The sequence below is a fragment of the Massilia sp. 01N410 genome, assembly GCF_056399665.1.
On sequence record NZ_JBFTRV010000001.1, the window covers coordinates 560,633 to 587,175 of the forward strand.

General features: G+C 64.7%; 22 protein-coding genes. 15 read left to right on the forward strand and 7 right to left on the reverse strand.

Annotation, left to right across the window (positions count from 1 at the left end; all coding sequences use genetic code 11):
• Positions 1-53 precede the first annotated feature (53 nt).
• Positions 54-1,016 (forward strand): amidohydrolase family protein, encoded by a 963-nt coding sequence (locus AC1DOP_RS02450; RefSeq protein ID WP_477249578.1) that lies wholly within the window; start codon positions 54-56, stop codon positions 1,014-1,016.
• Positions 1,017-1,019: 3 nt separating this feature from the next.
• Here the strand turns inward: AC1DOP_RS02450 and smpB are convergent, their stop codons facing one another.
• Positions 1,020-1,469 carry an SsrA-binding protein SmpB gene (smpB, locus tag AC1DOP_RS02455; RefSeq protein WP_441934435.1) on the reverse strand — a complete coding sequence of 150 codons (450 nt, stop codon included), beginning with the start codon at positions 1,467-1,469 and terminating at the stop codon, positions 1,020-1,022.
• 67 nt (positions 1,470-1,536) lie between these two features.
• On the opposite strand from smpB, the gene AC1DOP_RS02460 reads away from it, so the two are divergent.
• A complete protein-coding gene (locus tag AC1DOP_RS02460; RefSeq protein WP_441934436.1) occupies positions 1,537-1,971 on the forward strand; it encodes a type II toxin-antitoxin system RatA family toxin in 435 nt (144 codons plus the stop codon).
• Complete coding sequence (locus tag AC1DOP_RS02465; RefSeq protein WP_441934437.1) at positions 1,961-2,263, forward strand: RnfH family protein; 303 nt, start codon at positions 1,961-1,963, stop codon at positions 2,261-2,263. The genes AC1DOP_RS02460 and AC1DOP_RS02465 overlap by 11 nt, the downstream gene beginning before the upstream one ends.
• Before the next feature lie 14 nt (positions 2,264-2,277).
• Here the strand turns inward: AC1DOP_RS02465 and AC1DOP_RS02470 are convergent, their stop codons facing one another.
• Positions 2,278-2,757 (reverse strand): DUF4124 domain-containing protein, encoded by a 480-nt coding sequence (locus tag AC1DOP_RS02470; RefSeq protein ID WP_441934439.1) that lies wholly within the window; start codon positions 2,755-2,757, stop codon positions 2,278-2,280.
• Positions 2,758-2,935: 178 nt separating this feature from the next.
• Between AC1DOP_RS02470 and guaB the strand changes: the two genes are divergently transcribed.
• The 7 genes from guaB (at position 2,936) to AC1DOP_RS02505 (ending at position 15,403) form a co-directional block, all read left to right on the forward strand.
• The gene (gene guaB, locus AC1DOP_RS02475; protein ID WP_441934441.1) at positions 2,936-4,396 is read left to right on the forward strand and encodes an IMP dehydrogenase; all 1,461 of its coding nucleotides are present in this window, start codon (positions 2,936-2,938) and stop codon (positions 4,394-4,396) included.
• 57 nt (positions 4,397-4,453) lie between these two features.
• Positions 4,454-6,064: a glutamine-hydrolyzing GMP synthase gene (gene guaA, locus AC1DOP_RS02480; protein ID WP_477249581.1), complete on the forward strand. Its 1,611-nt coding sequence runs from the start codon at positions 4,454-4,456 to the stop codon at positions 6,062-6,064.
• 296 nt (positions 6,065-6,360) lie between these two features.
• On the forward strand, positions 6,361-7,278 hold the full coding sequence (locus AC1DOP_RS02485) for an HD-GYP domain-containing protein (protein ID WP_477249583.1): 918 nt from the start codon (positions 6,361-6,363) through the stop codon (positions 7,276-7,278).
• Positions 7,256-7,801 carry a response regulator gene (locus tag AC1DOP_RS02490; protein WP_442124378.1) on the forward strand — a complete coding sequence of 182 codons (546 nt, stop codon included), beginning with the start codon at positions 7,256-7,258 and terminating at the stop codon, positions 7,799-7,801. Before AC1DOP_RS02485 ends, AC1DOP_RS02490 begins: the two co-directional genes overlap by 23 nt.
• An 87-nt stretch (positions 7,802-7,888) precedes the next feature.
• The gene (locus AC1DOP_RS02495) at positions 7,889-8,866 is read left to right on the forward strand and encodes an HDOD domain-containing protein (protein WP_442124377.1); all 978 of its coding nucleotides are present in this window, start codon (positions 7,889-7,891) and stop codon (positions 8,864-8,866) included.
• Between the two features lie 449 nt (positions 8,867-9,315).
• On the forward strand, positions 9,316-11,541 hold the full coding sequence (locus tag AC1DOP_RS02500; RefSeq protein ID WP_477249586.1) for a sensor domain-containing diguanylate cyclase: 2,226 nt from the start codon (positions 9,316-9,318) through the stop codon (positions 11,539-11,541).
• A gap of 916 nt (positions 11,542-12,457) precedes the next feature.
• Positions 12,458-15,403, forward strand: a complete 2,946-nt coding sequence (locus AC1DOP_RS02505) for a sensor histidine kinase (RefSeq protein ID WP_477249588.1) — start codon at positions 12,458-12,460, stop codon at positions 15,401-15,403.
• A gap of 3 nt (positions 15,404-15,406) precedes the next feature.
• Here the strand turns inward: AC1DOP_RS02505 and ftsZ are convergent, their stop codons facing one another.
• The 3 genes from ftsZ to AC1DOP_RS02520 form a co-directional block, all read right to left on the reverse strand.
• Positions 15,407-16,567 (reverse strand): cell division protein FtsZ, encoded by a 1,161-nt coding sequence (ftsZ, locus tag AC1DOP_RS02510; protein ID WP_442124374.1) that lies wholly within the window; start codon positions 16,565-16,567, stop codon positions 15,407-15,409.
• Positions 16,568-16,683: 116 nt separating this feature from the next.
• On the reverse strand, positions 16,684-17,442 hold the full coding sequence (locus tag AC1DOP_RS02515) for an anti-sigma factor family protein (RefSeq protein WP_477249591.1): 759 nt from the start codon (positions 17,440-17,442) through the stop codon (positions 16,684-16,686).
• Positions 17,429-17,959, reverse strand: a complete 531-nt coding sequence (locus AC1DOP_RS02520) for a sigma-70 family RNA polymerase sigma factor (RefSeq protein WP_442124372.1) — start codon at positions 17,957-17,959, stop codon at positions 17,429-17,431. Before AC1DOP_RS02520 ends, AC1DOP_RS02515 begins: the two co-directional genes overlap by 14 nt.
• Before the next feature lie 146 nt (positions 17,960-18,105).
• Here AC1DOP_RS02520 and AC1DOP_RS02525 point away from each other — a divergent pair, with 146 nt between their 5' ends.
• From AC1DOP_RS02525 to AC1DOP_RS02545, 5 genes are all read left to right on the forward strand, one after another.
• The gene (locus AC1DOP_RS02525) at positions 18,106-18,999 is read left to right on the forward strand and encodes a metallophosphoesterase family protein (RefSeq protein WP_477249593.1); all 894 of its coding nucleotides are present in this window, start codon (positions 18,106-18,108) and stop codon (positions 18,997-18,999) included.
• Positions 18,996-19,361: a cupredoxin domain-containing protein gene (locus AC1DOP_RS02530; protein ID WP_442124370.1), complete on the forward strand. Its 366-nt coding sequence runs from the start codon at positions 18,996-18,998 to the stop codon at positions 19,359-19,361. Before AC1DOP_RS02525 ends, AC1DOP_RS02530 begins: the two co-directional genes overlap by 4 nt.
• Before the next feature lie 97 nt (positions 19,362-19,458).
• Complete coding sequence (hpnD, locus tag AC1DOP_RS02535) at positions 19,459-20,304, forward strand: presqualene diphosphate synthase HpnD (RefSeq protein WP_477249595.1); 846 nt, start codon at positions 19,459-19,461, stop codon at positions 20,302-20,304.
• Between the two features lie 23 nt (positions 20,305-20,327).
• Complete coding sequence (gene shc / locus AC1DOP_RS02540) at positions 20,328-22,349, forward strand: squalene--hopene cyclase (protein ID WP_442124368.1); 2,022 nt, start codon at positions 20,328-20,330, stop codon at positions 22,347-22,349.
• Complete coding sequence (locus AC1DOP_RS02545; protein WP_477249597.1) at positions 22,346-23,047, forward strand: phosphorylase family protein; 702 nt, start codon at positions 22,346-22,348, stop codon at positions 23,045-23,047. Before shc ends, AC1DOP_RS02545 begins: the two co-directional genes overlap by 4 nt.
• Before the next feature lies 1 nt (position 23,048).
• Here the strand turns inward: AC1DOP_RS02545 and AC1DOP_RS02550 are convergent, their stop codons facing one another.
• Positions 23,049-23,843, reverse strand: a complete 795-nt coding sequence (locus AC1DOP_RS02550; protein WP_442124366.1) for an MlaA family lipoprotein — start codon at positions 23,841-23,843, stop codon at positions 23,049-23,051.
• 21 nt (positions 23,844-23,864) lie between these two features.
• Complete coding sequence (gene hpnN, locus AC1DOP_RS02555) at positions 23,865-26,510, reverse strand: hopanoid transporter HpnN (RefSeq protein ID WP_477249599.1); 2,646 nt, start codon at positions 26,508-26,510, stop codon at positions 23,865-23,867.
• Positions 26,511-26,543 lie beyond the last annotated feature (33 nt).

The following is a 26,543-nucleotide window of genomic DNA, read 5'->3' on the forward strand; positions in this document are numbered from 1 at the left end:
GTGCGGGCGGCGCCGCTGGCGCTAGACTGGCGTTTTCCGCACCGGAGAACGCCATGCATATGCGCGCACGCAGCCTCGTCCTGACCGCCCTGATGCTGGCCGGCGCCGCCGGGGCGCAGACGCCGGTCGGCGACTACCACCAGCACATCTTCAGCGCCGAAGACATCGCGTTGGCCGGCCCCGACTCCGGCCTGCAGCCGCTGGGCGCGAAGGACGTGATCGCACTGCTGGACGCCGCCGGCATCCGCAAGGCGACCCTGCTGTCGGTCGCCTTCTGGTACGGCAAGCCGGGCCGCCGGGTCGAGGACGAAGCCGGGCAGGTGCGCCGCGAAAACGACTGGACCGCCGCCCAGGCCGCGCGCTATCCGGACCGCCTGATCGCTTTCTGCAGCTTCAATCCGCTGAAGGACTACGCGTTGCAGGAGCTGAAGCGCTGCGCCGCCACCCCGGACATGGGACGCGGGATCAAGCTCCATTTCGGGAATTCGGACGTGCAGCTCGACGATCCTGCCCACGTGGCGCGCTTGCGCGAGGTGTTCGCCGCCGCCAACGCGGCGCACATGGCGATCGTTGTCCACATGCGGGCCAGCATCAGCAAGGAGAGGCCCTACGGTGCACGCCAGGCCAGGATCTTCGTCGAACAGCTGCTGCCGGCGGCGCCCGACGTGGTCGTGCAGGTGGCGCATTTCGCCGGCAGCGGGCCGGGCTACGAGGACCCACCGGCGCGCGAAGCGATGGCGGCGCTGGCGAGCAGCGTCGCCCGGCGCGATCCGCGCACCCGCAATCTGTATTTCGACATCGCCTCCATCGTCGATCGCGACATCAGCCCGGAACTTGCGCGGCTTGTCGCGGACACGATCCGCCAGGTCGGGTCGGGCAGGGTGCTGTACGGGACCGATGCGGCCCAGGGCGCCAACCTGCGGCCACGCGAATCCTGGGCCGCCTTCAGGAAGCTGCCGCTGACCGACGCCGAATTCGCGCAGATCGCCGCGAACGTGCCGCCGTATTTCCGCTGAGCTTCAGCGGCGGTTGCTCTTCATCGCCTTTTCGATTTCGCGCTTGGCGTCGCGGTCGCGTTCGGTGTCGCGCTTGTCGTGCTGTTTCTTGCCCTTGGCCAGGCCGACTTCGCACTTCACGCGGCCGCCCTTGAAGTGCAGGTTGAGCGGGACCAGGGTATAGCCGGATCGTTCGACCTTGCCGACCAGCTTCTCGATCTCGGCCTTGTGCAGCAGCAGCTTGCGGGTGCGCAGGGCTTCCGGATGGCTCCAGGCGGAGGTCGCGGTCAGGGCGCTGATGTGGGCGCCGAACAGGAACAGCTCGCCGTTGCGGACGACGACGTAGGCTTCCTTGATCTGCACGCGCCCTTCGCGGATCGCCTTGATTTCCCAGCCTTGCAGCACCAAGCCGGCCTCGTAGCGGTCCTCGATGAAGTAGTCGAAAAAGGCTTTCTTATTATCAATAATACTCATGAAATAGCTAAAATGCGCGCGTCGGTTAAACTACTGTTAATCCAACATCATAACAAACGGCTGACAAATGGCAGTAGTGCACAAATCAGTTTTCTTGGGCTATAGCGCCGAGCAAATGTTCGACCTCGTCGCAAAGGTCGAGGATTATCCGAAATTTCTCCCCTGGTGCAGCGGTGTGAAGCTCATCGAACGGACGGGCGACAACCTGACCGCCTCCCTGCAGATCAACTTCCACGGCGTGAAACAGAGCTTTACCACTGCCAACCACAACCAGCGTCCGACCCAGATGAAAATGCACCTGGTCGACGGGCCCTTCAAGATGCTGGAAGCGGTCTGGTCCTTCAAGTCGCTGCGCGCGGACGCCTGCAAGATCGACTTCGACATGCAGTACGAGTTCTCCAGCGTGATCCTGGAACAGATCGTCGGGCCGGTGTTCGGCATGATCGCCAACACCATGGTCGATTCCTTCTGCAAGCGTGCCGAGCAGGTGTATGGAATCTAAAACGCCCCAGTCGGCCGGCGAGCTGCAGGTCACTATCGTCTACGCCACGCCGAAGGACGAGTTCATCCATCCGATGCGCGTCGCGCCCGGCACCACGGCCGGCCAGGCGATCGAACACAGCGGCGTGCTGGCGCGCTTCCCGGAAATCAGCCTGGTGACCCAGACGGTCGGCATCTACGGCAAGAAGAAGTCGCTGGACACGGTATTGCGCGAGCGCGACCGGGTCGAGATCTACCGGCCGCTGGTGGCGGATCCGAAGGATTCCAGGCGCAGGCGCGCCGCCAGGAAGTAGGGTGGGGCGCTAGATTACGGACATTGCGCCAGAGTGCGCCTTGCCTTTTCCAGCCGCTGCGCGCGCTCCTCGTCCGATACGTAGTCGCGCTCGCCCTTCTTGTCGATGCGCACCAGACGTACGCCTGCATTTAACTGTGCCTGTTCCGCGCGCGCCGCATCGCATCCGGCCGCACGCGCCTTGTCTGCGGCAAGCGCTTCCCCCTCTTCCTTGGCCCGGCTGGCGGAACGCTTCCGGTAGTCCGCCTCGCGCTCCATCCAGCCCGGCGTGGACGGCTTTTCGGCGGACGCACCGGGCGTGGACGCCGGCTCGGGCGCCGGTTCCAGTCCGCGCGGCACCTTCAGGATACGGCTCGGCGGCGTGCCGGGCGGCGGCGGGCGATCCGAGAAGACGCGCGCGCCTTTTTCATCGATCCAGCTGTATTGGGCATGGGCGAGCTGCGGGAGCAGGGCGAGGGCGCCAATCGACAGGAGGCGCAGCCAGCTTGGGTTCATGATGTTTCCTTGCGTTATCTTTACCCTGATTTCGCCATGATTCGCCGGGCATGTCAACGTGCGTGGTTTTTCGCCGAATGGATGGGTTTCAGGTGCATTCGGGCCTTTTTTGGCCCCATGAAGACGTTTTACGGGAGTTTCTGTATAATTCGCTTTTGCGCCTATAGGAAATAAAACTATGCGTCTTCTTCAGAAAGCACTCACCTTCGATGATGTGCTGCTCGTCCCGGCCTACTCCAACATCCTCCCGGCCAACACGTCCCTGCGAACCAAACTGACCCGGAATATCTCGCTGAACATTCCGCTGCTGTCGGCCGCAATGGACACCGTGACCGAAGCCCGTCTCGCGATCGCGATGGCGCAGGAAGGCGGCATCGGCATCATCCACAAGAACCTGCGTCCCGCCGACCAGGCTCGCGAAGTGGCGCGCGTCAAGCGCTTCGAGGCCGGCGTGCTGCGCGACCCGATCACGGTCCCGCCGACGATGAAGATCCGCGACGTGATCGCCCTGCAGCACCAGCACGGCTTCAGCGGCTTCCCGGTGGTGGAAGGCAAGCAGGTGATCGGCATCATCACCAACCGCGACCTGCGCTTCGAGGAAGACCTGGACGCGGAAGTGCGCACCAAGATGACCCCGCGCGAAAAGCTCGTCTACGTCAATGAAGACGCCGACACGCTTGAGGCCAAGCGCCTGATGAACAAGCACCGCCTGGAGCGCGTGCTGGTCGTGAACGACGCTTTCGAACTGCGCGGTTTGATCACCGTGAAGGACATCCTGAAGTCGCATGAACACCCGAACGCATCCAAGGATGCGCAAGGCAAGCTGCTCGTGGGCGCGGCAGTGGGCGTGGGCGACAAGGACAAGGAACGCGTGGAACTGCTGGTGAAGGCCGGCGTGGACGTGCTGGTGGTCGACACCGCCCACGGCCACTCGCAGGGCATCCTGGACCGCGTCAAGTGGATCAAGGACACCTACCCGCAGGTGGACGTCATCGGCGGCAATATCGCTACCGCGGCCGCCGCGCGCGCGCTGGTCGAAGCCGGCGCCGACGCCGTCAAGGTCGGCATCGGCCCGGGCTCGATCTGCACCACCCGTATCGTCGCCGGTGTCGGCGTGCCGCAGATCACCGCGATCTCGAACGTGGCCGAAGCGCTCGAAGGCACGGGCGTACCCTGCATCGCCGATGGCGGCATCCGCTTCTCGGGCGATATCTCGAAAGCGCTGGCAGCCGGCGCCCACACCGTCATGATGGGCTCGATGTTCGCCGGTACCGAAGAGGCGCCGGGCGAAGTGATCCTCTACCAGGGCCGCAGCTACAAGGGCTACCGCGGCATGGGCTCGCTGGGCGCGATGGCCGAAGGCTCGGCCGACCGCTACTTCCAGGAAGCCTCGAGCAAGGCCGACAAGTTCGTGCCGGAAGGTATCGAAGGCCGCGTCGCCTACAAGGGCAGCGTGCTGGCCATCATCTACCAGCTGGTCGGCGGCGTGCGCCAGTCGATGGGCTATTGCGGCTGCGCGAGCATCGAAGAACTGCGTGCGAAAGCCGAGTTCGTCGAGATCACTTCGGCAGGCATGCGTGAATCCCACGTCCACGACGTGCAGATCACCAAGGAAGCGCCGAACTACCGCTCCGAATAAAGATCCCGAGACGCGGCCCCTGCGGCCGCGTTTTTGTATTCGCTATCAGAAGACCATATGCATTCCAAAATCCTCATCCTCGACTTCGGTTCCCAGGTTACCCAGCTGATCGCCCGCCGCGTGCGCGACGCCGGCGTGTTCTCCGAGGTCTACCCCTACGACATCGGCGACGACTTCGTCCGCAACTACGGCGCTTCCGGCGTGATCCTGTCCGGCAGCCATAACTCGACCCTGGAAGGCGACTCGCCGCGCGCGCCGCAGGCCGTGTTCGAACTCGGCGTGCCGGTGCTGGGCATCTGCTACGGCATGCAGACCATGGCGGCCCAGCTGGGCGGCAAGGTCGAAAACGGCAAGGTGCGCGAATTCGGCTACGCCGAGGTGCGCGCCCGCGGCCACACCAGGCTCCTGAACGGCATCAACGACTTCGTCACCGATGAAGGCCACGGCATGCTGAAGGTCTGGATGAGCCACGGCGACAAGGTCCTGGAAATGCCGGAAGGCTTCAAGCTGATGGGCTCCACCGACAGCTGCCCGGTGGCCGCCATGGCCGACGAAGAACGCCGCTTCTACGCGCTGCAGTTCCACCCGGAAGTCACCCACACCACGCAAGGCGAAGCCATCATCGGCCGCTTCGTGCACGAGATCTGCGGCTGCAAGAGCGACTGGAACATGCCGGACTACATCGGCGAAGCCGTCGAGAAGATCCGCGCCCAGGTCGGCAGCGACGAAGTCATCCTCGGCCTGTCCGGCGGCGTCGACTCGAGCGTGGCCGCAGCCCTGATCCACCGCGCCATCGGCGACCAGCTGACCTGCGTCTTCGTCGACCACGGCCTGCTGCGCAAGGACGAGGGCAAGATGGTCATGGACATGTTCTCGAAGAACCTCGGCGTGAAGGTGCTGCGCATCGACGCGAGCGACCAGTTCATGGGCCACCTGGCCGGCGTGACCGATCCCGAGCAGAAGCGCAAGATCATCGGCCGCGAATTCGTCGAAGTGTTCCAGGAACAGGCCAAGCAGCTGACTTCCGCTCGCTGGCTGGCCCAGGGCACGATCTACCCGGACGTGATCGAATCTGCAGGCAAGGGCAAGAAGGGCCAGACCATCAAGAGCCACCACAATGTGGGCGGCCTGCCGGAAACGCTCAACCTGCAGTTGCTGGAGCCGCTGCGCGAGCTGTTCAAGGACGAGGTGCGCAAGCTGGGCGTGGCCCTGGGCCTGCCGCACGACATGGTGTACCGTCACCCGTTCCCGGGTCCGGGCCTGGGCGTGCGTATCCTGGGCGAAGTGAAGCGCGAATACGCCGACCTGCTGCGCGAAGCGGATGCGATCTTCATCGAAGAGCTGCGCAATACCCCGTTCGTGGCGCCGATGGTGCCGGGTATCGACGCGGGTAAAGCGCCGGTGAACTGGTACGAGGCGACGTCGCAGGCGTTTGCCGTGTTCCTGCCGGTGAAGTCGGTCGGCGTGATGGGCGATGGCCGTACCTATGAATACGTGGTGGCGCTGCGTGCCGTGCAGACCCTGGACTTCATGACGGCGCAGTGGGCGCATCTGCCGCACGATCTGCTGGGCCGGGTGTCGAACCGGATCATCAACGAGGTTCGTGGTTTGAATCGCGTTGTTTATGATATTTCGGGTAAGCCGCCGGCGACCATCGAGTGGGAGTGACGGGAGTTCTCTAACTAGTTGATTCTAAGTTGGAATTTAATGAGCCGTTGATCATTGCCAGAATGATCAACGGTTTTTTTATCCGGGCGAGTAAGTTCGGGTATGCCAAAGTATTGCCAAGTAAGAGATTTTATTAGGATTAGACGTGGCACTGGCCATGAATCGCCACCATCTTCCTAGATACTCTATAGCCGTAAAGAATATCGCTTTTCAAACTCGGCAGGCGTTCAAGCCCATCATAGACTGAGTGTCGTGGCAGTTATCGCACCTGCTCATGCTTTGCACCAAGTTGTGTGGTGCTGACGAGGCAGCAGAACGACGCGCTGCGTGATCTGAACGCAACGCTCGAACAACGTGTGCGTGATCGGACAGCGGAGCTGAGTGCGGCCCAGAACTCCTTGCAGGCTTCGCACGAGCGGCTGAAGTCGAATTTCCTCACATTGATCAAAGTCCTGTCGAGCCTGATCGAAATGCGCGGGGGAGCTGTCGCGGGGCATGGACGGCGGATCGCCGACTTGGCGCGCCGGATCGCGCTGCGGATGGGCTTGACCCCGCGTGAAGCGCAGGACGTGTTCGTGGCGGGCCTGCTGCATGAAATCGGCAAGACCGGGTTTCCAGACAGTTTGCTCGGCATGCCGGAGTCAATGCTGAGGGGGGACAACCTGGGGCGCTACCGCAAATATCCGCTGCTTGGCGAGCAGTTGCTCATGCCTCTCGAAGAATTGCGCGAAGTCGCCGCCATCGTGCGCGCCCATCGCGAGCGTTTCGACGGTAGCGGCTTTCCCGACGGCGTGGCTGGCTTCGACATACCGCTCGCGGCGCGCATTTTGGCGGTGGCCCACGACTTCGAAGCATTGCAGCAGGGCCTGCTTGTTCAGCAGCAGATGGACGCCAGGCGGGCAACCGATCTGGTGGTGGAAAGCAGAGGCAAGCGCTACGACCCAGGCGTGGTTGGGGCATTCTACGATATCCGGACCGGACGCAGTATCTCCGAGGAAGTCGCGGAGATTGCCATGGGGATAACACAGCTCAAGCCGGGGATGGTGCTCAGCCGCGACCTGCTGTCCGCAGAAGGCGCCTTGCTGCTGTCGACAGATCACGTGCTGAGCGAGCGGATGCTGAAACAGCTTACCGAATTCGAGCACAGGGCGGGTACCGAACTTCAACTCTTCATCAGGTCTGGAGCAGCGCATGCGCCGTATTCTGATTCTTGACGACGAGCCTGGCGTACTGAATGCGCTGAGGCGCACGCTACGCTCGGCATTCCCCAAGGAGAGCGTCACGATCGAAACATTCGACGATCCCGAAAGCGCCGTTCTGCGTGCTGGCGACCAGGACTTCGATGTCGTGATTTCAGACTTTCGCATGCCGGGCCTCAACGGCGCCGACGTGCTGCAGCTGGTGAAGGGGCTGCAGCCCACCGCGACGCGCATCGTCGTGAGCGCGACCACGGATTACGCCGACATCATCGCGGCAGTCAACCGGGCCGAGGTGTTTCGTTACTTGGCTAAGCCATGGGAGCACGAGGAATTGGTCGCAACGGTGCGGGAAGCGTTCGAGCGGCGGGACTGCCTGATGCAGTCTAGGCCGGGGCAGCCTGCCGCGCAAGCGTCGGAAGTCCGCGCCGACCAGGAGGAATGCGCGCCGCACCAGTGCGAGTTGCAACAGCTTGAACAGGAAGAGCCAGGCATTACGCACGTGAATTGGGATGAACATGGGAATATTCGGCTTTTCTGATCGAGATGCGTCGAGCACGCGCGCTCGGACGAGCGGCTTCGCAGGTGCACTGAAACATGCTGGGTTCTTGAGCGAGACCTTGTCGATATGAAAAAATGGATTTCGCGTTTGATAGGCAACGCTGAAGCGGGGACGAACGAAGGTGCCGGCCAGGATGCCGATGGCACGGCGCAGGCGCGGCAGGCGGAGCGTACTTGCGCCGAGATCGATGCCGCCTACTATCGATGGCTGACCGCGTCCGCGGGATTCAACGCGCCTGCCGAGTTGGAAACCTCGATTCTCGATCAGGTGCAAGGCCTGTGCGACTCTCCGGGCGAGGCGGCCGAACTGGTGCCACGCGTGCCCGAGGTGATTCCGCGCCTGTTGCGTAGCCTGCGCGACGAGGAGGTCTCGGTCGCGGAGCTGTCGCGCCAGGTGGAGCAAGACGTCGTGCTGGTTGCGGAAGTCATTCGCGAGGCCAACAGCGCCTACTATCGGCCCTTGACCGCAGTCAAGACCGTCGAAGCCGCGATCATGATGCTTGGGCAAAATGGATTACGCATGTTACTTGCCCGTATCGGTTTTCGGCCTGTCATCAAAATGCAGTCCGGTGGATTTTTGCGGCGAGTTGCGCCCCAGATCTGGGGCCAGTCCGAAAAATGCGCGCTTGCCGCAAGCCTGGTGGCGCCGGGCCTGACCACCGGCGTGTTCGAGTCCTATCTGGCCGGCCTGATGCAGAACGTCGGTCTGGTCGTCGCGTTCCGGCTCGCTGAGCGTGTGTGCGAGCCAGGCAAGGTTCCTGCGTCCAGCCAGTTTGGTGTCAAGCTGCTGGCCTGTAGTCGGGCTCTCTCGGCGGCGATTGCAAGACATTGGGATTTTCCGCAGGACGTCGCAGACGCCATTGCGCAGGCAGCTGATCCTGGCGAGTCAAACCTTGCCCTGGCGCTTCGCCAGGGCGATTGTATTGCCAAGCTGCGGCTGCTGCTCGACAGCGGTGTCCTATCCGCAGACGATAACCTCATCTCGGATGCACTCGACAGTTTCCAGCAGCGCTGCCTGCGAAAGCTGTGCAATGTGGAAAGTTAAAGACATTTCGATTGCTTGCAATGCAGAGAAATCAGTAGCTCAACCATTTTGTCGGAACGGAAGGCATTTGCAACCTAATGCCGCCGAAAAAAAGAACGCGCTTGAAAGTGAAATCAAGCTAATGCGACAAATTTTATGTGTGTGCTCGTCGAGTGCTACAACATGCCGGTGCGCTACGCCTGTCTGGCGCGCAAGTTCTTTGAAACGTTGTCAATTTTCGATCATGGCCGCCCAATCTGGCATTCGGCGCCATTAGACCGGGACAGAACACTGTTCTTGCCGCTTAGTCTACAAGTGGCAGCGCGTGTCGGGGCCTCGACAATGCAGGTGCTATATTGTTCGAAAAAGATTGCAAGACGACGAGGCGCTTGAATCCGTCTTTTTCTTTGCCGCAACTTGGGGGGCTAAGGAATGGCCCGGTCCGCGCTTTATGGAGTTGATGCAATCGAATGCCAGATACCGATCGAAATCGCACACTTCTACCTGCCTTCCTAGTACTGCTGCTTGGATGCTCCGTTTCGTTCTCCGCTTTCGAACTCGAAAATCGCCTCGCTGGCGAACGTACCGCGCTTCACGCGGCGACCGACGCGGCCCAGTACCAGTACGCACTTGAGCAGGGCATCGGCGCTTACGCGCATTTAAGCCGGGACCTGGCGGGTTACGTCGCGGCCGCCGGTGATTCTGGCGAAGCTGGCTTCGTAAGATATGCGCGCACCGCCGATGTGCTTGCCGAGCATCCGGGCCTTCGCTCGATTGGATATGTTGAGCAGGTGCCAGGCTCCAGCCTGAATACCAATGCCTTGTTCTCATACTGGTACATGTATCCGCGAAGTGCAGAGGCGCTGCGTGCCTGGGAGCCCGACTTGTCGAAAGTACCTGAACGCCGGCGGGCAATGCAGGTGGCCCGCGATTCCGGCTTGCCCACCTCTACGCAACCGCATTCCTACCTGAGCAGCTCGAATGCAACGCCAGTGGTCGCCGTTTTCTCGCCCGTCTACCGCACGGCGCTCCCGCCAACTACGATTGCCGAGCGGCGCGCAGCATTGCGCGGCTTTGTTTTTTTAGTTGTCGATGTTGACGAGGCAGTGGAGCGGGTAATGGGGCCGGGATTTCGTCGGTCATTCGACCTTGAGATTTACGATGGATCGGTGCGCCCCGAGAATCAGTTGTATGACGGCGACAAACGACCGCACTTTCGCTTGGGCGACCGTGATTTTCCTGTGGCCCGCCAATCCGACCTTACGTTCGCTAACCGCACGTGGAAACTGTTTTTCTTCGCAAAGGCTGTGTACCGCGAGCGTTATTACAATCCCTACGGCGCAGTGATCCTGTTGGCGGGCTTTATGGCGTCGATCGGACTCGCCTACCTCACTGCAGCGTGGATGCGGCGTGTGGCCAAGCGCTCGCGCCGGCGCGCAGAAGTCATGCGCTTTGACACGATCTTCGAAAAACACCCTTTTGCGGCCTATTCCCTCGATCACCGACACCGCTTCCTGAGTGCAAACGCGAAGGCCTTGAATGATTTTAAATTGAGCAAGCAAGACCTGATCGGGAAGCCCATCGAGGAGATGATCGTGCCGGAGAATCTGTCGCGCTTTCTCCAGGCGTTTGCGGAGGTCTTGAATGGGGATTCGGTGTCCTTCGAATCGGCGCTGATCGATAACGTTGGCGTGCGCATCGAGGTGAGCATGATCATGCTTCCGGTAATAGCTAACGATCGGGTGATCAGTGTTCTCGGTATTGCCGAAAACATCACTGAACGAAAATTGATCGAGTGGCGCCTTGCGGACTCTCAGCGGATGCTCAAACTGGTCATCGACAACATTCCCCAGAGGGTATTCTGGAAGGACTCGCAGCTCAGATATCTGGGCTGTAACGAGGCGTTTTCTCGTGATGCAGGCTTGGCGCGACCCGAAGACATCGTTGGCAAGAGCGATTTTGAACTGGCTTGGCGGGCAAGCGCGGAATTGTACCGGAATGACGACATCGAGACGATGCGCTCCAACGAGCCAAAAATCAATTTCGAGGAGCGTCAGCTGCGTGATGATGGCAGTGAGACCTGGTTGCGTACAAGCAAAATACCGCTCTATGACATTGACGGACGCACCGTCGCGTTGCTCGGGTTATACGAAGATATCACTGATCGTAAGTTGCTTGAACGACAGCTGCAGCAATTGGCGCATTACGACAGTCTGACCGGGCTGGCCAATCGCGCCTTCTTCTACCACCACTTGGAATTGGTGACGTCGCGCGTGAAGCGCCGTCATGCGACAGTGGCGCTGCTGTACCTCGACCTTGACCGGTTCAAGGCGATCAACGATACCTATGGCCACGACGCAGGCGACGTGGTGCTCAAGGCGTTCGGTCAGCGCATCAAGCACGTGGTGCGAGAGACGGACCTCGTGGTACGCCTCGGCGGCGACGAATTCGCCGTGCTGCTGGAGGATTTGCCCGACCGCAAGACCGCAGAAACCGTGGCGCGCAAGCTTGTTGCGGTGATGCAGGCGCCATTTCCACTCGGCTCGGCCGACGTGGCGGCCGGCACTAGCGTCGGTGTCGCCTTTCTCGAGCCAGGTATGGCTGGCGACGAGGCGGTGCGCAGGGCGGATCAGGCGATGTATCGGGCCAAGCGTGGCGGACGCAACCGGCACGAGGTTTACGGCTCTGCTCTCTAAGCGTGCATTTGCAGGAGATTGTCGCCATCGGTAGAGAGCCTGGATAGCGGTGCTATGTCGCCGATCCCTTGGCGGGGACGGCCACGGTCGTAATCGTCGTTCCACTGGCGGAAGACATCCGTCCGCTCGTCAGAATCGGTGTAGACGAAACCATGGATCCACTCGTGTAGCGCTGACTAGATGATGCGATCTGCCTTACCGTTGGTTTGCGGTCGGTAGAGTCGGACGACGCGATGCTTAAGTGTTGGACGACAAAGGTTGGAGCCGCTTTTCAGCCCAGGCCTACGCGTCTTCGCAAGTGGACAAGAGCTACGGGAGAATCCGCGGCCAGTTGATCTATCTCTGCAGAGTTGTCGGCTCTGCCGTTGAAATCGCCGACTTCCGGCTCAGTTCGCGCCGCAATCGTGCGTGGCCTGCTCGCGTACATAATTTGCGCCGGAACCAATTTGAATGGCGACCGCCGCTGGTCATGCTCGATGTCGCTTCCCAGCGACGGTTGCTTGTCGGTTGCTCATCAACCGGGATTCACTGATGAGCTACCGTCAGCTCCTCATAGAAAGGAGCAATCCGAATTAGCGGATGTCGCAACTGCGTGTTGTTTGATCAACCAGAAGTCCCAGGTCTGGCGTAGTGTCCCGCCATGCGGAAGTGCAACATGCTACTGCTAATGGTACGGATCAGTTTGTAGTGAAAAAAGCTTCATCGAATCAACGGGCTAGCTCATCCATTGATAGAATGGGAATGACGCCAGGCTCGCCGGCGGCTGAAAAGCTTAGGCAGTAACGGCAACACGAGCCCCTGATTTCAGGGGCTTTTTTTCATGTTCACGAGAACAAAAGACGGAATCCTGAGAATGAGGAAAAGCAGGGCAATGACCCGAACGCGACGATTGTGCAGCACGCTGATGGGCATCGCATTGAGTTCCCTTGCTTGCGCACAGGGCCATTCCGTCGTTCTGGCCGACTACAACCATGCCGTCTGGACCGCGAGCGACGGCGCGCCCGTACACGTCGAGCGCATGACGCAAACGCCCGATGGCTGGCTGTGGCTGGGGACGCCGAACGGCCTGTACCGCTTCGACGGCGTGCGTTTCCACCCCTTCGTCGCAGCCAACGGCGAGCACTTGCTGAGCCCCCGGATCTGGGAGCTGGCACCCCAGCCCAACGGCGACCTGTACATCGCTTACGAGGCCCCGGGCCTGAGTGTACTGCACGCGGACGGCCGGCTTGAGCATCTCGCTCCGGGAACGAAGGAGAGTCCCGTCAGCAGGACCAATGACGTGGTACGCGACGGCGAAGGCGCGCTGTGGGTCGGCACATCCTCCGGTCTGCGGCGCCTGCAGCAGGGGCGCTGGTCGAAGCTGGGAGCGGCGCAAGGCTGCCCCGATGCGCCGTTGACGATCGCACTTGATCGCAACGACCGGTTATGGGCCACCAATGGCCGTCACCTGTTCCGCTACGACCGGGACGCCGAGCGTTGCGTCCCCGCCAGCCTGACTGCACCAAACCGCGACGCTTCCGAAAAGATGCTGGGATTCCGGACCTCGCAGGACGGCCGGCTCTGGGTTGGAGCGGATAGCTATCTTGCGCTCGTATCGGCGCCGGCGCCCGGTGCTACCGCGCGACCGGGCTACCTCAGCCAGGGATCGGGCAGTACCGCCATCTTCGACCGGGCCGGCAACCTGTGGGCACTGCGCTGTCCGACCGGCGTCTGCCTGGCCGCATACGCCGGCGTGGGCCAGGCGAGCTACATCGACGTGGCTGCGGCGACGACGAGCCGGCTCGACCAGCCTGGCCAGCTGAGCTCGCTGGCGCCGCGCGTGATCTTCGAAGACCGTGAAGGCGATATCTGGCTCGGTTCTGCGACCGGTATCGAGCGCTTCCGCCGGAATACCTTGCGCCCCTTGGGGCTGCCGGCCATCAAGGGAGATTTCCATGTCGCGCCCGACGCCGACGGCAGCGTGTGGGTGGTCGCTCCCCAGGAGATGCGGGGATGGCGCTACGATCCTGCGTCGCGCCGTCTCACGGCGTTGCCGGGCAAGTATCGCGGTGCCACGCTTGCGCCCGACGGTGCGGTCGTGCTCCTCAGGGAGGACGGCATTACGGTGCGCCGCGCCGGTGTCGAGACCGTTATCGACCTGCCGGGACCGCTGCCGATGGCGGCCTGGGCACGCGGCGACGGCCACCGGGTCTGGCTCGGCGGGGTGAACGTCCCGGTCCAGCTTTGGGACGGCCACGCCTGGCGGCCGCTGGCCGACCTGCCTGGCGCCGAATTCGTCTTCAGCACGGCGGGCCAGCCCGGCCAGATGTGGCGCGGACTGGCCGATGGCCGCCTGGTGCTGTTCGAGGGTGGCCGCCTGCGGGGGGAATACGGCCAGGCTGCGCTGGGCAACATCGGCCAGGCGACTTGCCTGTCGACGGCGCCCGAACTCGTCGTGGGCGGCGAAGCTGGCGTGGCAGTGTTGCACGAAGGGCGCTTCCGGCGCTTGCGCGTGGAGCGCGACGATGTGCTGCGCCGTGTCACCGGCTTCTTCGTGGCGGCCGACGGCACCCGCTGGCTGAACGGCGGCATCGGCCTGCTGCGTGTCGAAGCAAGCGATTGGCGCCGGGCGGTGGATAGCGGTGCGCCGCTGCGCTATGCCTTGCTGGACGCGCGCGACGGCTACTCGGGCACTGCGGCGGGTGTAGCGTCGTTGAGGTTGGTGGGCGAGCGCCTGTGGGTGACGACCACCGACGGCATCGTCGAGCTCGACCCGTCGCGGCGCGAACGCAATCCGCTGGCGCCGCAGCCCTTGCTGCTGGCGGTGACCGGGGATGAGCTTGCCTACCCGCTGACGCGCCCGCCGCTGATCCGCGCCGGCACCACGCGCCTGCGCTTCGACTTCACCGCGCCTGCGCTGAGCCGGCCCGAACGCATCGTCTTCAGCTACCGCCTCGACGGCGTGGACCGTGCCTGGCAAACCGGCTCCGAACGCAGCGCCACCTATACGGGGCTGGCGCCGGGAGACTACCGCTTCCGGGTGCGCGCCATGAACGAGGACGGCGTGTGGAGCGAAGGCGAACGGACTCTCGACCTGCACGTGGCGCCGACCCTGGTGCAGACCGCCTGGTTCAAGCTGGCGTGCGTGCTGGCCGGCCTGCTGCTGCTCTGGCTCGGCTACCGCCTGCGCCTGCGCTTCCTGACGCGGACCTTGACCGAGCGTATGAGTGCGCGGATGGAAGAGCGCGAACGCATCGCACGCGACCTGCACGACACCGTGCTGCAGACTTTCCAGGGTTTCGTGATGAAGGTGACGACGATCCTGCCCGCATCGGAGTCCGCGCTGGCGGACTCTTTGAGGCGCAGCCTGCGCGACGCCAAGGCCGCCATCGAGGAAGGGCGCGACAAGGTCGCAGCCCTGCGCGAGGGCGCGCACCACGAGCCCTCGCTGTGCGACTATCTTCGCACGACGGGGGAGCAGGACGCCGGGCCGGGCCAGCACTTCACGCTGCGCTGCGTGGGCAGGGCGCGGGCGCTGCATCCGATCGTCGAGCAGGAGTTGTGCGCCATCGGCCGCGAAGCCTTGCGCAACGCCTTCCGCCATGCGGATGCAAAACTGCACGAAGCGGTCGTGGAGTACGGTGCAGGCGCCCTGGTGCTGACCGTGCGGGACGACGGCCGCGGTATCGACGCCGGCGCCAGGGACAAGCAGGGCCACTGGGGCTTGCGCGGCATCGAGGAGCGCGCCCGGCGCATCCATGCCGACGCGCGCCTGCGCACGGCGCCCGGCGCCGGCACGAGCTGGCGGATCGAAATCAAGGCGGCGCTGGCGTATGCGGACGTGCGCCGGGGCCTGCGCTGGCGCTGGCCCTGGCGACGCTGACGTTCAGCGGCTCTGGACGTCCTGGCCGGTGCGCGACTCGAGCTGCGACGGCGCCGGCCTCACCGGCGCCTGGACGGCGGCGTGACGCAGGATCGACTGCGACTGGGACACCGGGCGCGTGATCGGCGAACGCTTGGCGCCGAGTGCGAAGTCGCTGGGCCGGTTCAGGCCCGTGGCCACCACGGTCACGCGCATGGCGTCGCCCAGCGACTCGTCGTAGACCGCGCCGAACTTGATGATGGCCTCGTCGCCGGTCTGCGAGCAGATCGCGTTCATTACCGCCTTCGTTTCACGCAGCTTCAGCGTTTCCTCGGATGCGGCAATGTTGACCAGCACACCGCGCGCGGCGCGCAGGTTCGAGCCGTCGAGCAGCGGGCAGGCAATGGCTTCTTCGGCCGCCTTGACGGCACGGTCTTCGCCGCTGTGCTGGGCGGAGCCCATCATGGCCATGCCGGTCTGGCGCATGACCGTGCGCACGTCCTCGAAATCGACGTTGACCATTCCAGGCACGGTGATGATTTCGGCAATCCCGGTCACCGCCTTGCTCAGCACATCGTCGGCGGCGGCAAACGCCTCCTTTTGCGTGATGTCGCCACCGAGGACTTCCTCGAGGCGGCTATTGAGGACGATGACGAGCGAGTCGACGCATCGGGCCAGGGTGGCGATGCCTTCTTCCGCTACGCGCATGCGCCGCGGACCTTCGAATTCGAAGGGCTTCGACACCACGCCGACGGTCAGGATGCCCAGCTCGCGCGCCACTTCGGCAATCACGGGCGCGGCGCCGGTGCCGGTGCCGCCGCCCATGCCGGCGGTGAGGAACACCATGTCGGCGCCTTTGAGCGCATCGGCGATGATGGTGCGTTCGCGCGTGGCGCTTTCGCGTCCGACGATCGGGTCGCTGCCTGCGCCGAGTCCGCTCTCGCCGAGCTGGATCCGTTTTTCGGTCTTGGTGTTCGACAGCGCTTGCGCGTCTGTATTCGCGCAAATGAATTCGAAGGTCGACACTCCGGAGGAGGCCATATGGCTGACGGCATTGCCGCCGGCACCGCCAACCCCGATTATCTTGATGACCGTTGCCGGTTGGGGAATGTTTGTTTCGGACAAGGAATACTCCGTTTGAAATTGTGTGTTCGACCGGCTGTAATTGCTGCGCGACAAGCGCATGCTGGTGCCGAGCCTATTAGACTACTTGCTGAGGTGCGCACGCGAAAGTTTGAAAACGTTACATTCGAAAATAATTGTAATAACGCGTGCAATGGCGCCGAAACGCTGGTGTGCGCTTAGGTGTGCAGCAAGGCCACGAACTGCATGAGCTCGTTTTCGCCAAGGTCCGACACTGCCGAGAAATTCATCCCGCCAGCGCTCCACCGGACCAGGTGATAGCCTTGCCTGTCTGTCATCTGCGGCCTTGTAGGCAGATCCTTGCCTGGCCAGATCGTCACATTAATCGGATGGCGATGGCGGCGGTAGACGAGGACCGCGACATTCTGGCCCGCCAGATAGTCGAGCCGGCCACCGATCAGCGGATATCCTTGCGCTGCGAGGTCGATGACTGGGGGAGCGAAGGGCAGCTTGCCGTTGAACCAGGGTTTGACGGTGTGTTGATCGGACGAGACAAGGTCGGTCAGGTGGTCGACTTGCAGGGACCGTATGTGACTTGCGACCAGTTCATCGGTCAGGATCTGTTGCGGCGACCGCGCCATGCGGTACTCGCCGACAACCCAGGCCAGGGCCGCTGCCAGCGCCACGGTGAGCGCCGCGGCGGTTTGCGGCCACCAGCTTCGCCGTGCAAGCGGGCTCGTGCGAGGCATCCGACTGGACGGCAGGCCCGTGACGACCTGCGCGTGCAGCGCCGGCGGTGCGCTGAAATACGGCGCTTTCTCACGTATCCGCATGCCGGCGCTGCGTTGTTCCTCGATCTCGCGCCGGCACGCGAGACAGGTCTCGAGATGACGATCCACCGCGAGCGTGTCGACGATGCCCAGCTCCCGGTCGACATAGGCGGGCAAGAGTTGCTGGATCTCGCTATGCTCCATCATTCCCTCCGATAGCCTCGCCGAGGTTTCTCGCGAGAAGCTTGCGGCCCCGTCCCAGCCTTGACATCACCGTGCCGATCGGAATACCGGCAATCTCGGCGATTTCCTTGTACGACAATTCTTCCAGTTCGCGCAGGACGACGACCTCGCGAAATTCAAGAGGCAGGGCGGCAAGCGCCTGTTGTACGGCCCGATCGCAATCCTGTTGCATCAGCCGGGCCTCCGGATTCCCACGGGTTTCGTCCAGGCCGTGGAGTTCTTCGTCGAATGCCGTCTCTGGCGGCACGCCTTTTTCACGCAATCCGCTGTAAAAGGTGTTGCGCACGATGCGAAGCAGCCACACGCGTCCGTCGCTGCCATGAAATCCTGAAAAATACTTGAACGCACGCATCGCGGCCTCCTGCACGATGTCCTGCGCATCCTCGCGGTTGCGGGTCAACCAGCAAGCGAGATTGAAGGCCGAATTCAGATGCGGCAGGATCAATTCCCGGAATCGCACTTCAAGGGCCGAGCTGTCCATACGCATCCTTCGCTTGTCATCCCATCAAGACTGCGCTCGCCTGGATTTTATTCCCGATTCGTCGGGTGGTCCGGGAATAAGACGTCGCTGCCGCCGGTATACGGCTTACCGATCCGATCGAATCGGGGATGAACATGGAGGAAGCAATGGAACACACTATCGACCGGCGCGATTTCCTCAAGCTGGCAGGGCTGGGTGGCGTGGTGTTTGCGTCCGGCCTGGCCGGCTGGGCCAGCGCAGGTACACCAGAAAAGGATTTTTATTTTGTTCAGCTGTCGGACGCGCACTGGGGTTTTGAGGGACCGCCCAATCCCGATGCCCGCGGGACGCTGCCGAAAGCAGTCGCGGCCGTGAACAAGCTGGAGCCGCCGCCCGATTTCATCGTTTTTACCGGCGACCTGACGCACACGACCGATGATCCGGTGGAGCGCCGCAAGAGGCTGGGCGAATTCAAGGGGATCATCGACGGTTTGAAGGTCAAGGATCTGCATTTCATGCCAGGCGAGCACGACGCATCGCTGGACCATGGTGCCGCCTTCCAGGAATTCTTTGGCGACACCCACTACAGCTTCGACCACAAGGGCGTGCATTTCATTGTGCTGGACAATGTCTCCGACCCCGCAGGAAGAATCGGCGACGCCCAGCTCGCGTGGCTGGCCAGCGACCTCGGCAAGACAGCAGCGAACCTGCCGGTCGTCGTGTTCACGCATCGTCCCTTGTTCGACCTGTATCCACAATGGGACTGGGCCACGCGGGATGGCGCGGCGGCTGTCGAGCTGTTGATGCCGCGCGCGAACGTCACTGTTTTCTACGGCCATATTCATCAAGAAAATCATCACATGACCGGCCATATTGCCCACCATGCGGCGCGTTCCCTGATCTATCCCTTGCCGGCGCCAGGATCGCAACCCAAGCGCGCACCGCTGCCATGGGATGCCGGGCATCCCTATCGCGGATTGGGATACCGCGAGGTGGCCGCGCAGCAGGCGGGGCAGGCCTTTCAATTGCAGGAATTCCCCGTCCAGGGAGGCTCGTCATGAAACCCTGCCTGCAGCGGCGCCTGTTCGTGCTTGGCACGGCGGCGGCTACCCTGAGCATGCTGGTTCCCGCAAGCGCGAGGCGCGAGCAGGAGCGCCTGGTGCAAGTGCGCGCCCGGCGATTCACGTTCGAGCCGGATGAGATCCGGCTCGCGCTTGGCGTACCGGTCAGCTTCGAATTCACTTCGCTGGACGTCCCGATGGGTTTCAATTTGCCGGACTTCGGTGTGCGAAGCGATATCCTGCCCGGTATGGTGACACGGCTCCGCCTGACGCCGGACAAGGCCGGTCAGTTCCCGTTTCATTGCGATATCTTTTGCGGATCCGGCCATGAAACGATGTCCGGAATGATTGTCGTGAGTTGAGGCGTGGTCCAGTCGTCCGCCCCGAATGTCCAGGATGTTCTAGAATTCCCCCGATCCATCTCGTCTGCCGCATGTGGTCTCGTCAGGAGGAGGGCATATGAACCTGTCGCAGGTGACCGTCCAGCCGGCTCCCAGGCCCGGCAGTTCTTTCCACCAGGCCCTCCGCATCCTGCCGCGGCCGCGCCGCGCCGCCATGTTCGATATCTATGCTTTCTGCCGCGCGGTGGACGACATCGCCGATGGCGCGGCGCCGCCTGCCGAAAAGCGTGCGGCGCTGGAGCGTTGGCGCGAGGACGTGCACGCATGCATCGACGGCGCCGGCCCGGCGCATCTGGCGAACTTGCAGCGTGATATTGCCACTTTCTCACTCGCACGCCCCGATTTCGACGCCGTCATCGACGGCATGCTCATGGACGCACAGTCCGAGCCTAGCTGCGCGCCGCCGGCGGCGACGCTCGACCTGTACTGCGACCGCGTCGCCAGTGCGGTCGGCCGGCTGTCGGTCAGGGTGTTCGGCCTGCCGGACGACGACGGCATCCTGCTCGCGCATCACCTTGGGCGCGCCCTGCAGTTGACCAATATTCTGCGCGACATCGACGAGGACGCCGGCATCGGTCGCGCCTATCTGCCGCGTGAATTGCTGATGGAAGCGGGTATTGGCCCTGGCGACGGCGGGTGGAAGGCGGCGGCGATCGCAGCCGATCCCGCACTTCCGCAAGCCTGTGTCCGGCTAGCCGGCCAGGCGCGCGCCTATTTCGACGAGGCCACGAATGTCATGCGCGGTCATCGCGGCGGCTGCGTGCGGACACCGCGCATCATGGGCGCGGTGTACCAGGCGCTGCTGGCGCGCATGCTCGAGCGGGGCTGGGCCGGGCCTCGCGGCGCGGTCAGGGTCGGCAGCCTCGAACGGCTCGGCATCCTGCTGCGGCATGCCGTTCTATAGCCCATCAATTCTGTAAAGGAATCATGATGCGATATTCAGCGTTCCGGGCATTGCATGTGGGGACGGCGGGTGCAGGCGGGGTCGCGCATGAGGCGCGCAGCCGCGGTCTCGAGCAGGGAATCGAGCGCGCGCTCCGGGCGGTCCTGGCCGAGCAGCGGCCGGACGGGCACTGGGTCTACGAACTGGAAGCGGATGCCACCATCCCTGCCGAGTACGTGCTGATGGTGCACGCGCTGGGCGAGCCGGCCGACCCGGCGCTGGAAGCGCGAATCGGCCGCTACCTTCGCCGCAAGCAGGGCGCGCACGGCGGCTGGCCGCTGTTTCATGACGGCGCCTACGACCCGAGCGCCAGCGTGAAAGCTTATTTCGCCCTGAAAATGATCGGCGATTCGCCGGATGCGCCGCACATGGTCCGGGCGCGAGAGGCGATCCGGGCGCGCGGCGGCGCCGAACGCAGCAACGTGTTTACCCGCATCCTGCTGGCGCTGTACGGTGTCGTGTGCTGGGACGCCGTGCCGGTCATGCCGGTCGAAATCGCGCTGCTGCCGCGCTGGTTCCCCTTCCATTTGTCCAAGGTCTCCTACTGGACCCGCACCGTGCTGACGCCCCTGCTGGTGCTCGACGCGCTCAAGCCGCGCGCGCGCAACCCGCGCGGGGTCGGCATCGACGAGCTGTTCCTGGCGCCGCCGCGCGAGCTTGGCCCGGCAGCTTGCGCGCCGCACCAGAATCCGTTCTGGTTCGCCTTCTTCAGCAAGGCCGAGGCCTGCGTCCGACTGCTGCAGCCCGGCATGCCGGCCCGCCTGCGGCGCCGCGCGATAGCACGCGCCAGCAGTTTCGTACGCGAGCGGCTCAACGGCGAGCACGGGCTCGGCGCCATTTTTCCGGCCATGGTCAACGCCGTCATGATGTTCGATGCGATGGGCGTCCCGCGCGACGATCCGGATGCCGTCCGTGCGCGCCGTGCGGTCGACAGGCTGCTGGTGGACCGTGGCGACGAAACCTACTGCCAGCCCTGCTTTTCCCCAGTGTGGGATACCGCGCTGATGAGCCATGCCCTCCTCGAAACGGGCACGCCGGAAGCGCTCGAGGCGGCGCGCCGCGGCCTCGAGTGGCTGCGTCCCCTGCAGATCGTCGACCTGCACGGCGACTGGGCGGAGCGCCGCCCCGGCCTGCGCCCCGGTGGCTGGGCCTTCCAGTATGCGAATGCGCACTATCCGGACGTCGACGATACGGCGGTCGTGGCGATGGCCATGCATCGCTACGACCGGCTCCAGCCCGAGCCCGGTTTCCAGGACGCGGTCGAGCGCGCCCGCGAATGGGTACTCGGCATGCAGTGCCGCGGCGGGCGCCACGGGCACGGCTGGGGTGCCTTCGACCCGGAGAACACCCACCTCTACCTGAACAACATTCCCTTCGCCGATCACGGCGCGCTCCTCGATCCGCCCACTGCGGACGTGTCCGCGCGCTGCGTGTCGATGCTGGCCCAGCTCGATCCGGCTGCCTGCCGCGACCGGAAGGCGCCGGCCCGGCGTGCGCTGGCATGGCTGCTCGACGAGCAGGAAGCGTGCGGCGCATGGTATGGACGCTGGGGCATGAACTATATCTATGGCGCCTGGAGCGTGCTGTGCGCGCTCGGCGCCGCCGGCCTGGACATGAAGGACGAGGCGGCCGTGCGCGCCGTCGCATGGCTGGCATCGATCCAGAACGAGGATGGCGGCTGGGGCGAGGACGGCGACAGCTACCGTCTCGGCTACGACGGCCACCGGCCATTCCAGTCGACACCTTCGCAGACCGCATGGGCGGTGCTCGGGATGATGGCGGTGGGAGCGGTCGACTCGCCGGCCGTCGCCCGCGGCATCGCCTGGCTGCTCGAGCGGCAGCGCGAGGATGGGCTGTGGGACGAGCAACACCACACCGCGACCGGCTTCGAACGCGTGTTCTATCTGCGTTACCACGGCTATGCGCGCTATTTCCCCTTGTGGGCGCTGGCGCGCTACCGCAAGCTGCGCTTTAGCGGCGGCGGCAAGCCGGGGTATGGCATGTGAGGGACACGGGCGAGCGGGATGCCAGGGTCATCGTCGTCTGCGGCCTGGGCTTCGAAGCGGCGATCGTGTCCAGGCTGGGCGTGGCCACCGTGCGCGGGCCCGGACCGCAGCGGATTGCCGATGGGCTCGATGCCCTGCTCGCCGGGCAGCGCGGGCGCGCCGGGGACTGGGCCGGCATCCTGAGCTTTGGCTGCGCCGGCGCCACCGATCCCTCACTGCGGCCGGGCGACTGCCTGCTGGCGTCAAGCGTGTGGAGCGCGGCCGGGGCGTTTCCCGTGGATCGCGCCTGGTCGCGTGCACTGCGGGCCCGGCTGCCGCAGGCGCGCGAAGGCCTGCTCGCAGGGCTGGATTTCCCGCTCGCCACGAGCAGGGACAAGGCAAGGCTGTGGCAAGAGACGGGCGTGCGCGCGGTCGACATGGAATCGCATGCGGCGGCGCTGGCGGCGAGGCGTCATGGCCTGCCGTTCGCAGCCTGCCGGGTGGTGCTGGACCCCGCCTGGCGCAGCCTGCCCGCATGCGCCCTGGCTGCGATGCGCCCTGGCGGCGGCACCGACATCCCGGCGCTCCTGCGCGGCCTCGCGGCGGCACCGCATGAAGCCGCCGCACTGGCCGTTTTGGCGCTGGATGCCTGGCGCGCGCGGCGTTCCCTGCTGCGCCTGGCCGTGCGGCTCGGCGGGGCGCTGGCGCCGCCGCGTTGAGTCACTTGTTCTTGCCGGCGGGGCGGTCGCCCGCCGTGCCGCCTCCGGTCGCATTGCTCTTCTGGTCCGCCTCGTAGTCGGGCAGGGCCCGCGGCTGCTCTTCCTCGATTTTGGACTGCCGTTGCGCCAGCCAGGCGTCGCGTACGAACAGGTATTTGTCGAGGGCCGCCTGTTCCAGCAGATTGGTCGCGTTCAGGTAGCGGGCACGTTCGCTGACGAAGTTGATTCCCCACAATGAATTGCGAACCGCGGGGCGGGCGTAGTTGACGGGCGTAACGAACTGGTCGGCGCCGAAGCCGGCGGCGTCGCGGAAGGTGCTGGGCCCGAACAGCGGCAGCACCAGATAGGGACCGCTCGCCACGCCATAGTGGGCCAGGGTCAGGCCGAAGTCCTGGTTGTGTTTGGGAATCCCGGCCGGCGTCGCGATGTCGAGGAAGCCCAGGAGGCCAAACGTGCTGTTGACGGCCACTCGCATCAGGTCGGACATGCCGTCCATGAGGCGCAGCTGGGCGAAATTGTTGAACATGACCGGTACATCGCCCAGGTTGGCGAAGAAATTCGCGATGCCCGTACGGATCGGACTCGGCACGACGCGGTTGTAGCCGCGCGCCACCGGCTGGGCGACGGTGCGGTCGACGGCGTCGTTGACGCGCCAGGTGACGCGATTGAGCGGCTCCAGAGGATCGGCTGGATTGCTGCCCGGGCCGGTGGCGCAGCCACCCAGTGCGGCGAGGCCGGCGAGAGCGGCCAGGCGGATCGCGGGTGGCGCAGCGGAGGGTTGGATGTGTGTTCGCATACGGTTCTGGCCTTGGACGTTTCAGGTGGACGAAGGCGCGCGTGCGCTACTGGCCTGACGCTGCCGCGCGCGCGGCTGGCCAAGCAGGATAGGCTGGAAGAAGACGGCGCCGATCAGCGTACAGATCAGGGACAGCACGAGCAGCTCGCCCATGCTGGCGGTGCCAGGATGCCCGGACAGCCACAGGCTGCCGAAGGCAGTCCCGGTGGTGGCGGCGCTGACGACGATGGCTTCGGTCAGCCCGTGCTGGAGCAGAGCGGCTTCACCGCTGCGCCATGCCATGACATAGTAGATCTTGAACGCCACGCCCACGCCGAGCAGCAGGGGCAGGGCGATGATGTTGGCGAAGTTCAGGGATATGCCCAGCAGGACGCTGGCTTCGAGCGTGACGAGGCCCGAGACCAGCAGTGGCACCATGGTCCTCAGCACGTCGCCGAACTGGCGGAAGGCGAGCCACAGCAGCAGTGTAATCGTGAGCACGGCCAGCACCGCTGCCTGCACGAAGGCATCGACGATGAGCGAGGCCGCACCGAGCACCGAGATCGGGCCGCCGCTGGCGTCCGGCGCCACGCGCTGCACGGCCAGCGCGAAGCGGCGCAGGCGTGCGCTTTCCTCGGCGGCACTGTCCGCTTTTGCCCCGGTGGCGCGGCGGGGGCTGACGTCGACCAGCGCGCGGCCATCCGGGGTCATCCAGTTGTGCTTCAGCTGCCCGGGCAGGCTGGCGAGCGTCACCGGGGCGGCCTGCAGCGCCAGCTTGAGGCCGTCCAGTGCCAGCCGGAGCGGGGCGGCGATGGCGGCCTCGGCACGATCGCGCGCGGCGGCATCGGCACGCGCCAGCGCAGCCAAGGCATGGCTCAGGCGTGTGGCATGAAAGGCGCCAGGGCCGGGATGGTCGAGTGCCGCGTTGCGCAGCGAGACAGCGGCGGCCTGTAGCGCCGCCACGCGGGTGCCGTCGGTGGCCGGAGGCAGGGGCTGCTGATACAGTACCGGCGTCAGGACGGCCGCGGTCGCGGCGATGCGCTGGAGCTTGGCGGGTTGCTGCTCCGGCACCAGACTGGCAAGGGTCAGCGCCTGTGCGACTTCCGGCAGTGTTTCGATGCGTGCGGCGACGGTCCGGGCCTGCTCCAGCGAGGGCGCCAGCACCTGGACATTGTCGAGGCCGATGTCGGTGCTGCGCGACATCGCCTGCAGCGAAGTCATCGATTCGCTGCGGGGATCCTTCAGGTGCAGCGGATTGAAGTCGAATTCGAGATTGCCCAGCAGCGGCAATCCGGCGGCCACCATGGCCAGGGTGCCGGCCAGCAGCGGCTTGCGATGCGCCTGCAGCGCCCGGTCGACCGGCGCCAGCCAGGGAAAGCCCGGCGCGGTCCGGCCGGGCGGCGGATCGAGCAGCCGGATCAGCGCCGGCAGTACCGTCAGGCAGGAGGGCAGCGCCACGAACAGGATCCCGCAGCCGGCGATCTGGCCCAGCTCGGCAACGCCGCGGTAGGCCGTCGGCAGGAAGGCGAGGAAACCGAAGGCGGTGGCGATCGCCGCCAGCAGGAGCGGCAGCGCGATCGCCCGACCGGCCTCGTGCAGGGCCTGCGCGGTGCTGGTGCGGCGCTGGTGCATCTCGCGGAAGCGCACGCCGAACTGGATGCCGAAGTCGATGCCGATCCCGACGAACAGGATGGCGAAAGCGATCGAGATGAGGTTCAGTGCGCCGACCATCATGATGCCCAGCGCCGCCGTCAGGGCCAGGCCGCCGGCCATGGTCAGGCAAACGGCCAGGATCAGTCGCCCGGAGCGCAGCGCATACCAGAGCAGGGCCAGCACCAGCAGCAAGGCGGCTACGCTGGTGGCCAATGAGCCTTCCTGCAGCGAGGCGAATTCGTCGTCCGACAGCGGAATCGGCCCGGTCAAGCTGACATTCGCCTGGTAGCGCTGGGCCAGGCGCAGCTCGCGCGCGCTGGCCCGGACCGCTGCCGCCGCCGCCGAGCCCGGCATCAGGTCCTTGAAGTCCAGCACTGGAATGGCTTCGACCAGGCTGAAGGCACTGCCCGCCGGGCCGGTGTCGACCAGGTTCTGCCAGGAGAGCGCGGCCTGGCGTCCGGCCAGCACGCCTTCGACCGCGTCGGCGCTCTGCGCGAGCAGCGGCGCCATGCCGGGCAATCCGATCTGGCCGCTCTGCAGCGGCGCGCCCAGCGAGACCGACAGCAGGTTGGCCAGGCCGCGCAGGGAGGGATCGCGGGCCAGGGCGTTGAGCAGGGGGCGGGCATCGCGCAGGCCATCGGTCAGGCGGCCCAGCTCGGCCTCCGGCACATAGAGCAGGCCGTTACGACGGAAGAAGTCCTCGCCCTCGCCAAGGCTGACAGAACGGAAGCGGTCCGGCTGCCGGCGCAGGCTGGCCGCCAGTTCGCGCGCCGCCTGCGCGGCCAACTCGGGCGCGGGGGCGCGCACGACAACCAGCGTCGTATCGCTGCGACCCGGGAAGGCTGCGGCGACGGCGGCGTCGCGTCTCGCCCAGGGCGCATCCGGATCCATCAGGCGGCCGACGTCCGTGGTGATGGCGAAATGGCCGGCGACATACAGGCAGGCACCGGCCACCAGCAGTGCGAACCCCGCCACGACGGCCCAGGCGTAGCGCACCGAGAGGTCGACGATCCTGGCGATCAGTGTGGTCAGCATGTGCTCGTGATAATGGAGTCTGGCTCATTAAAC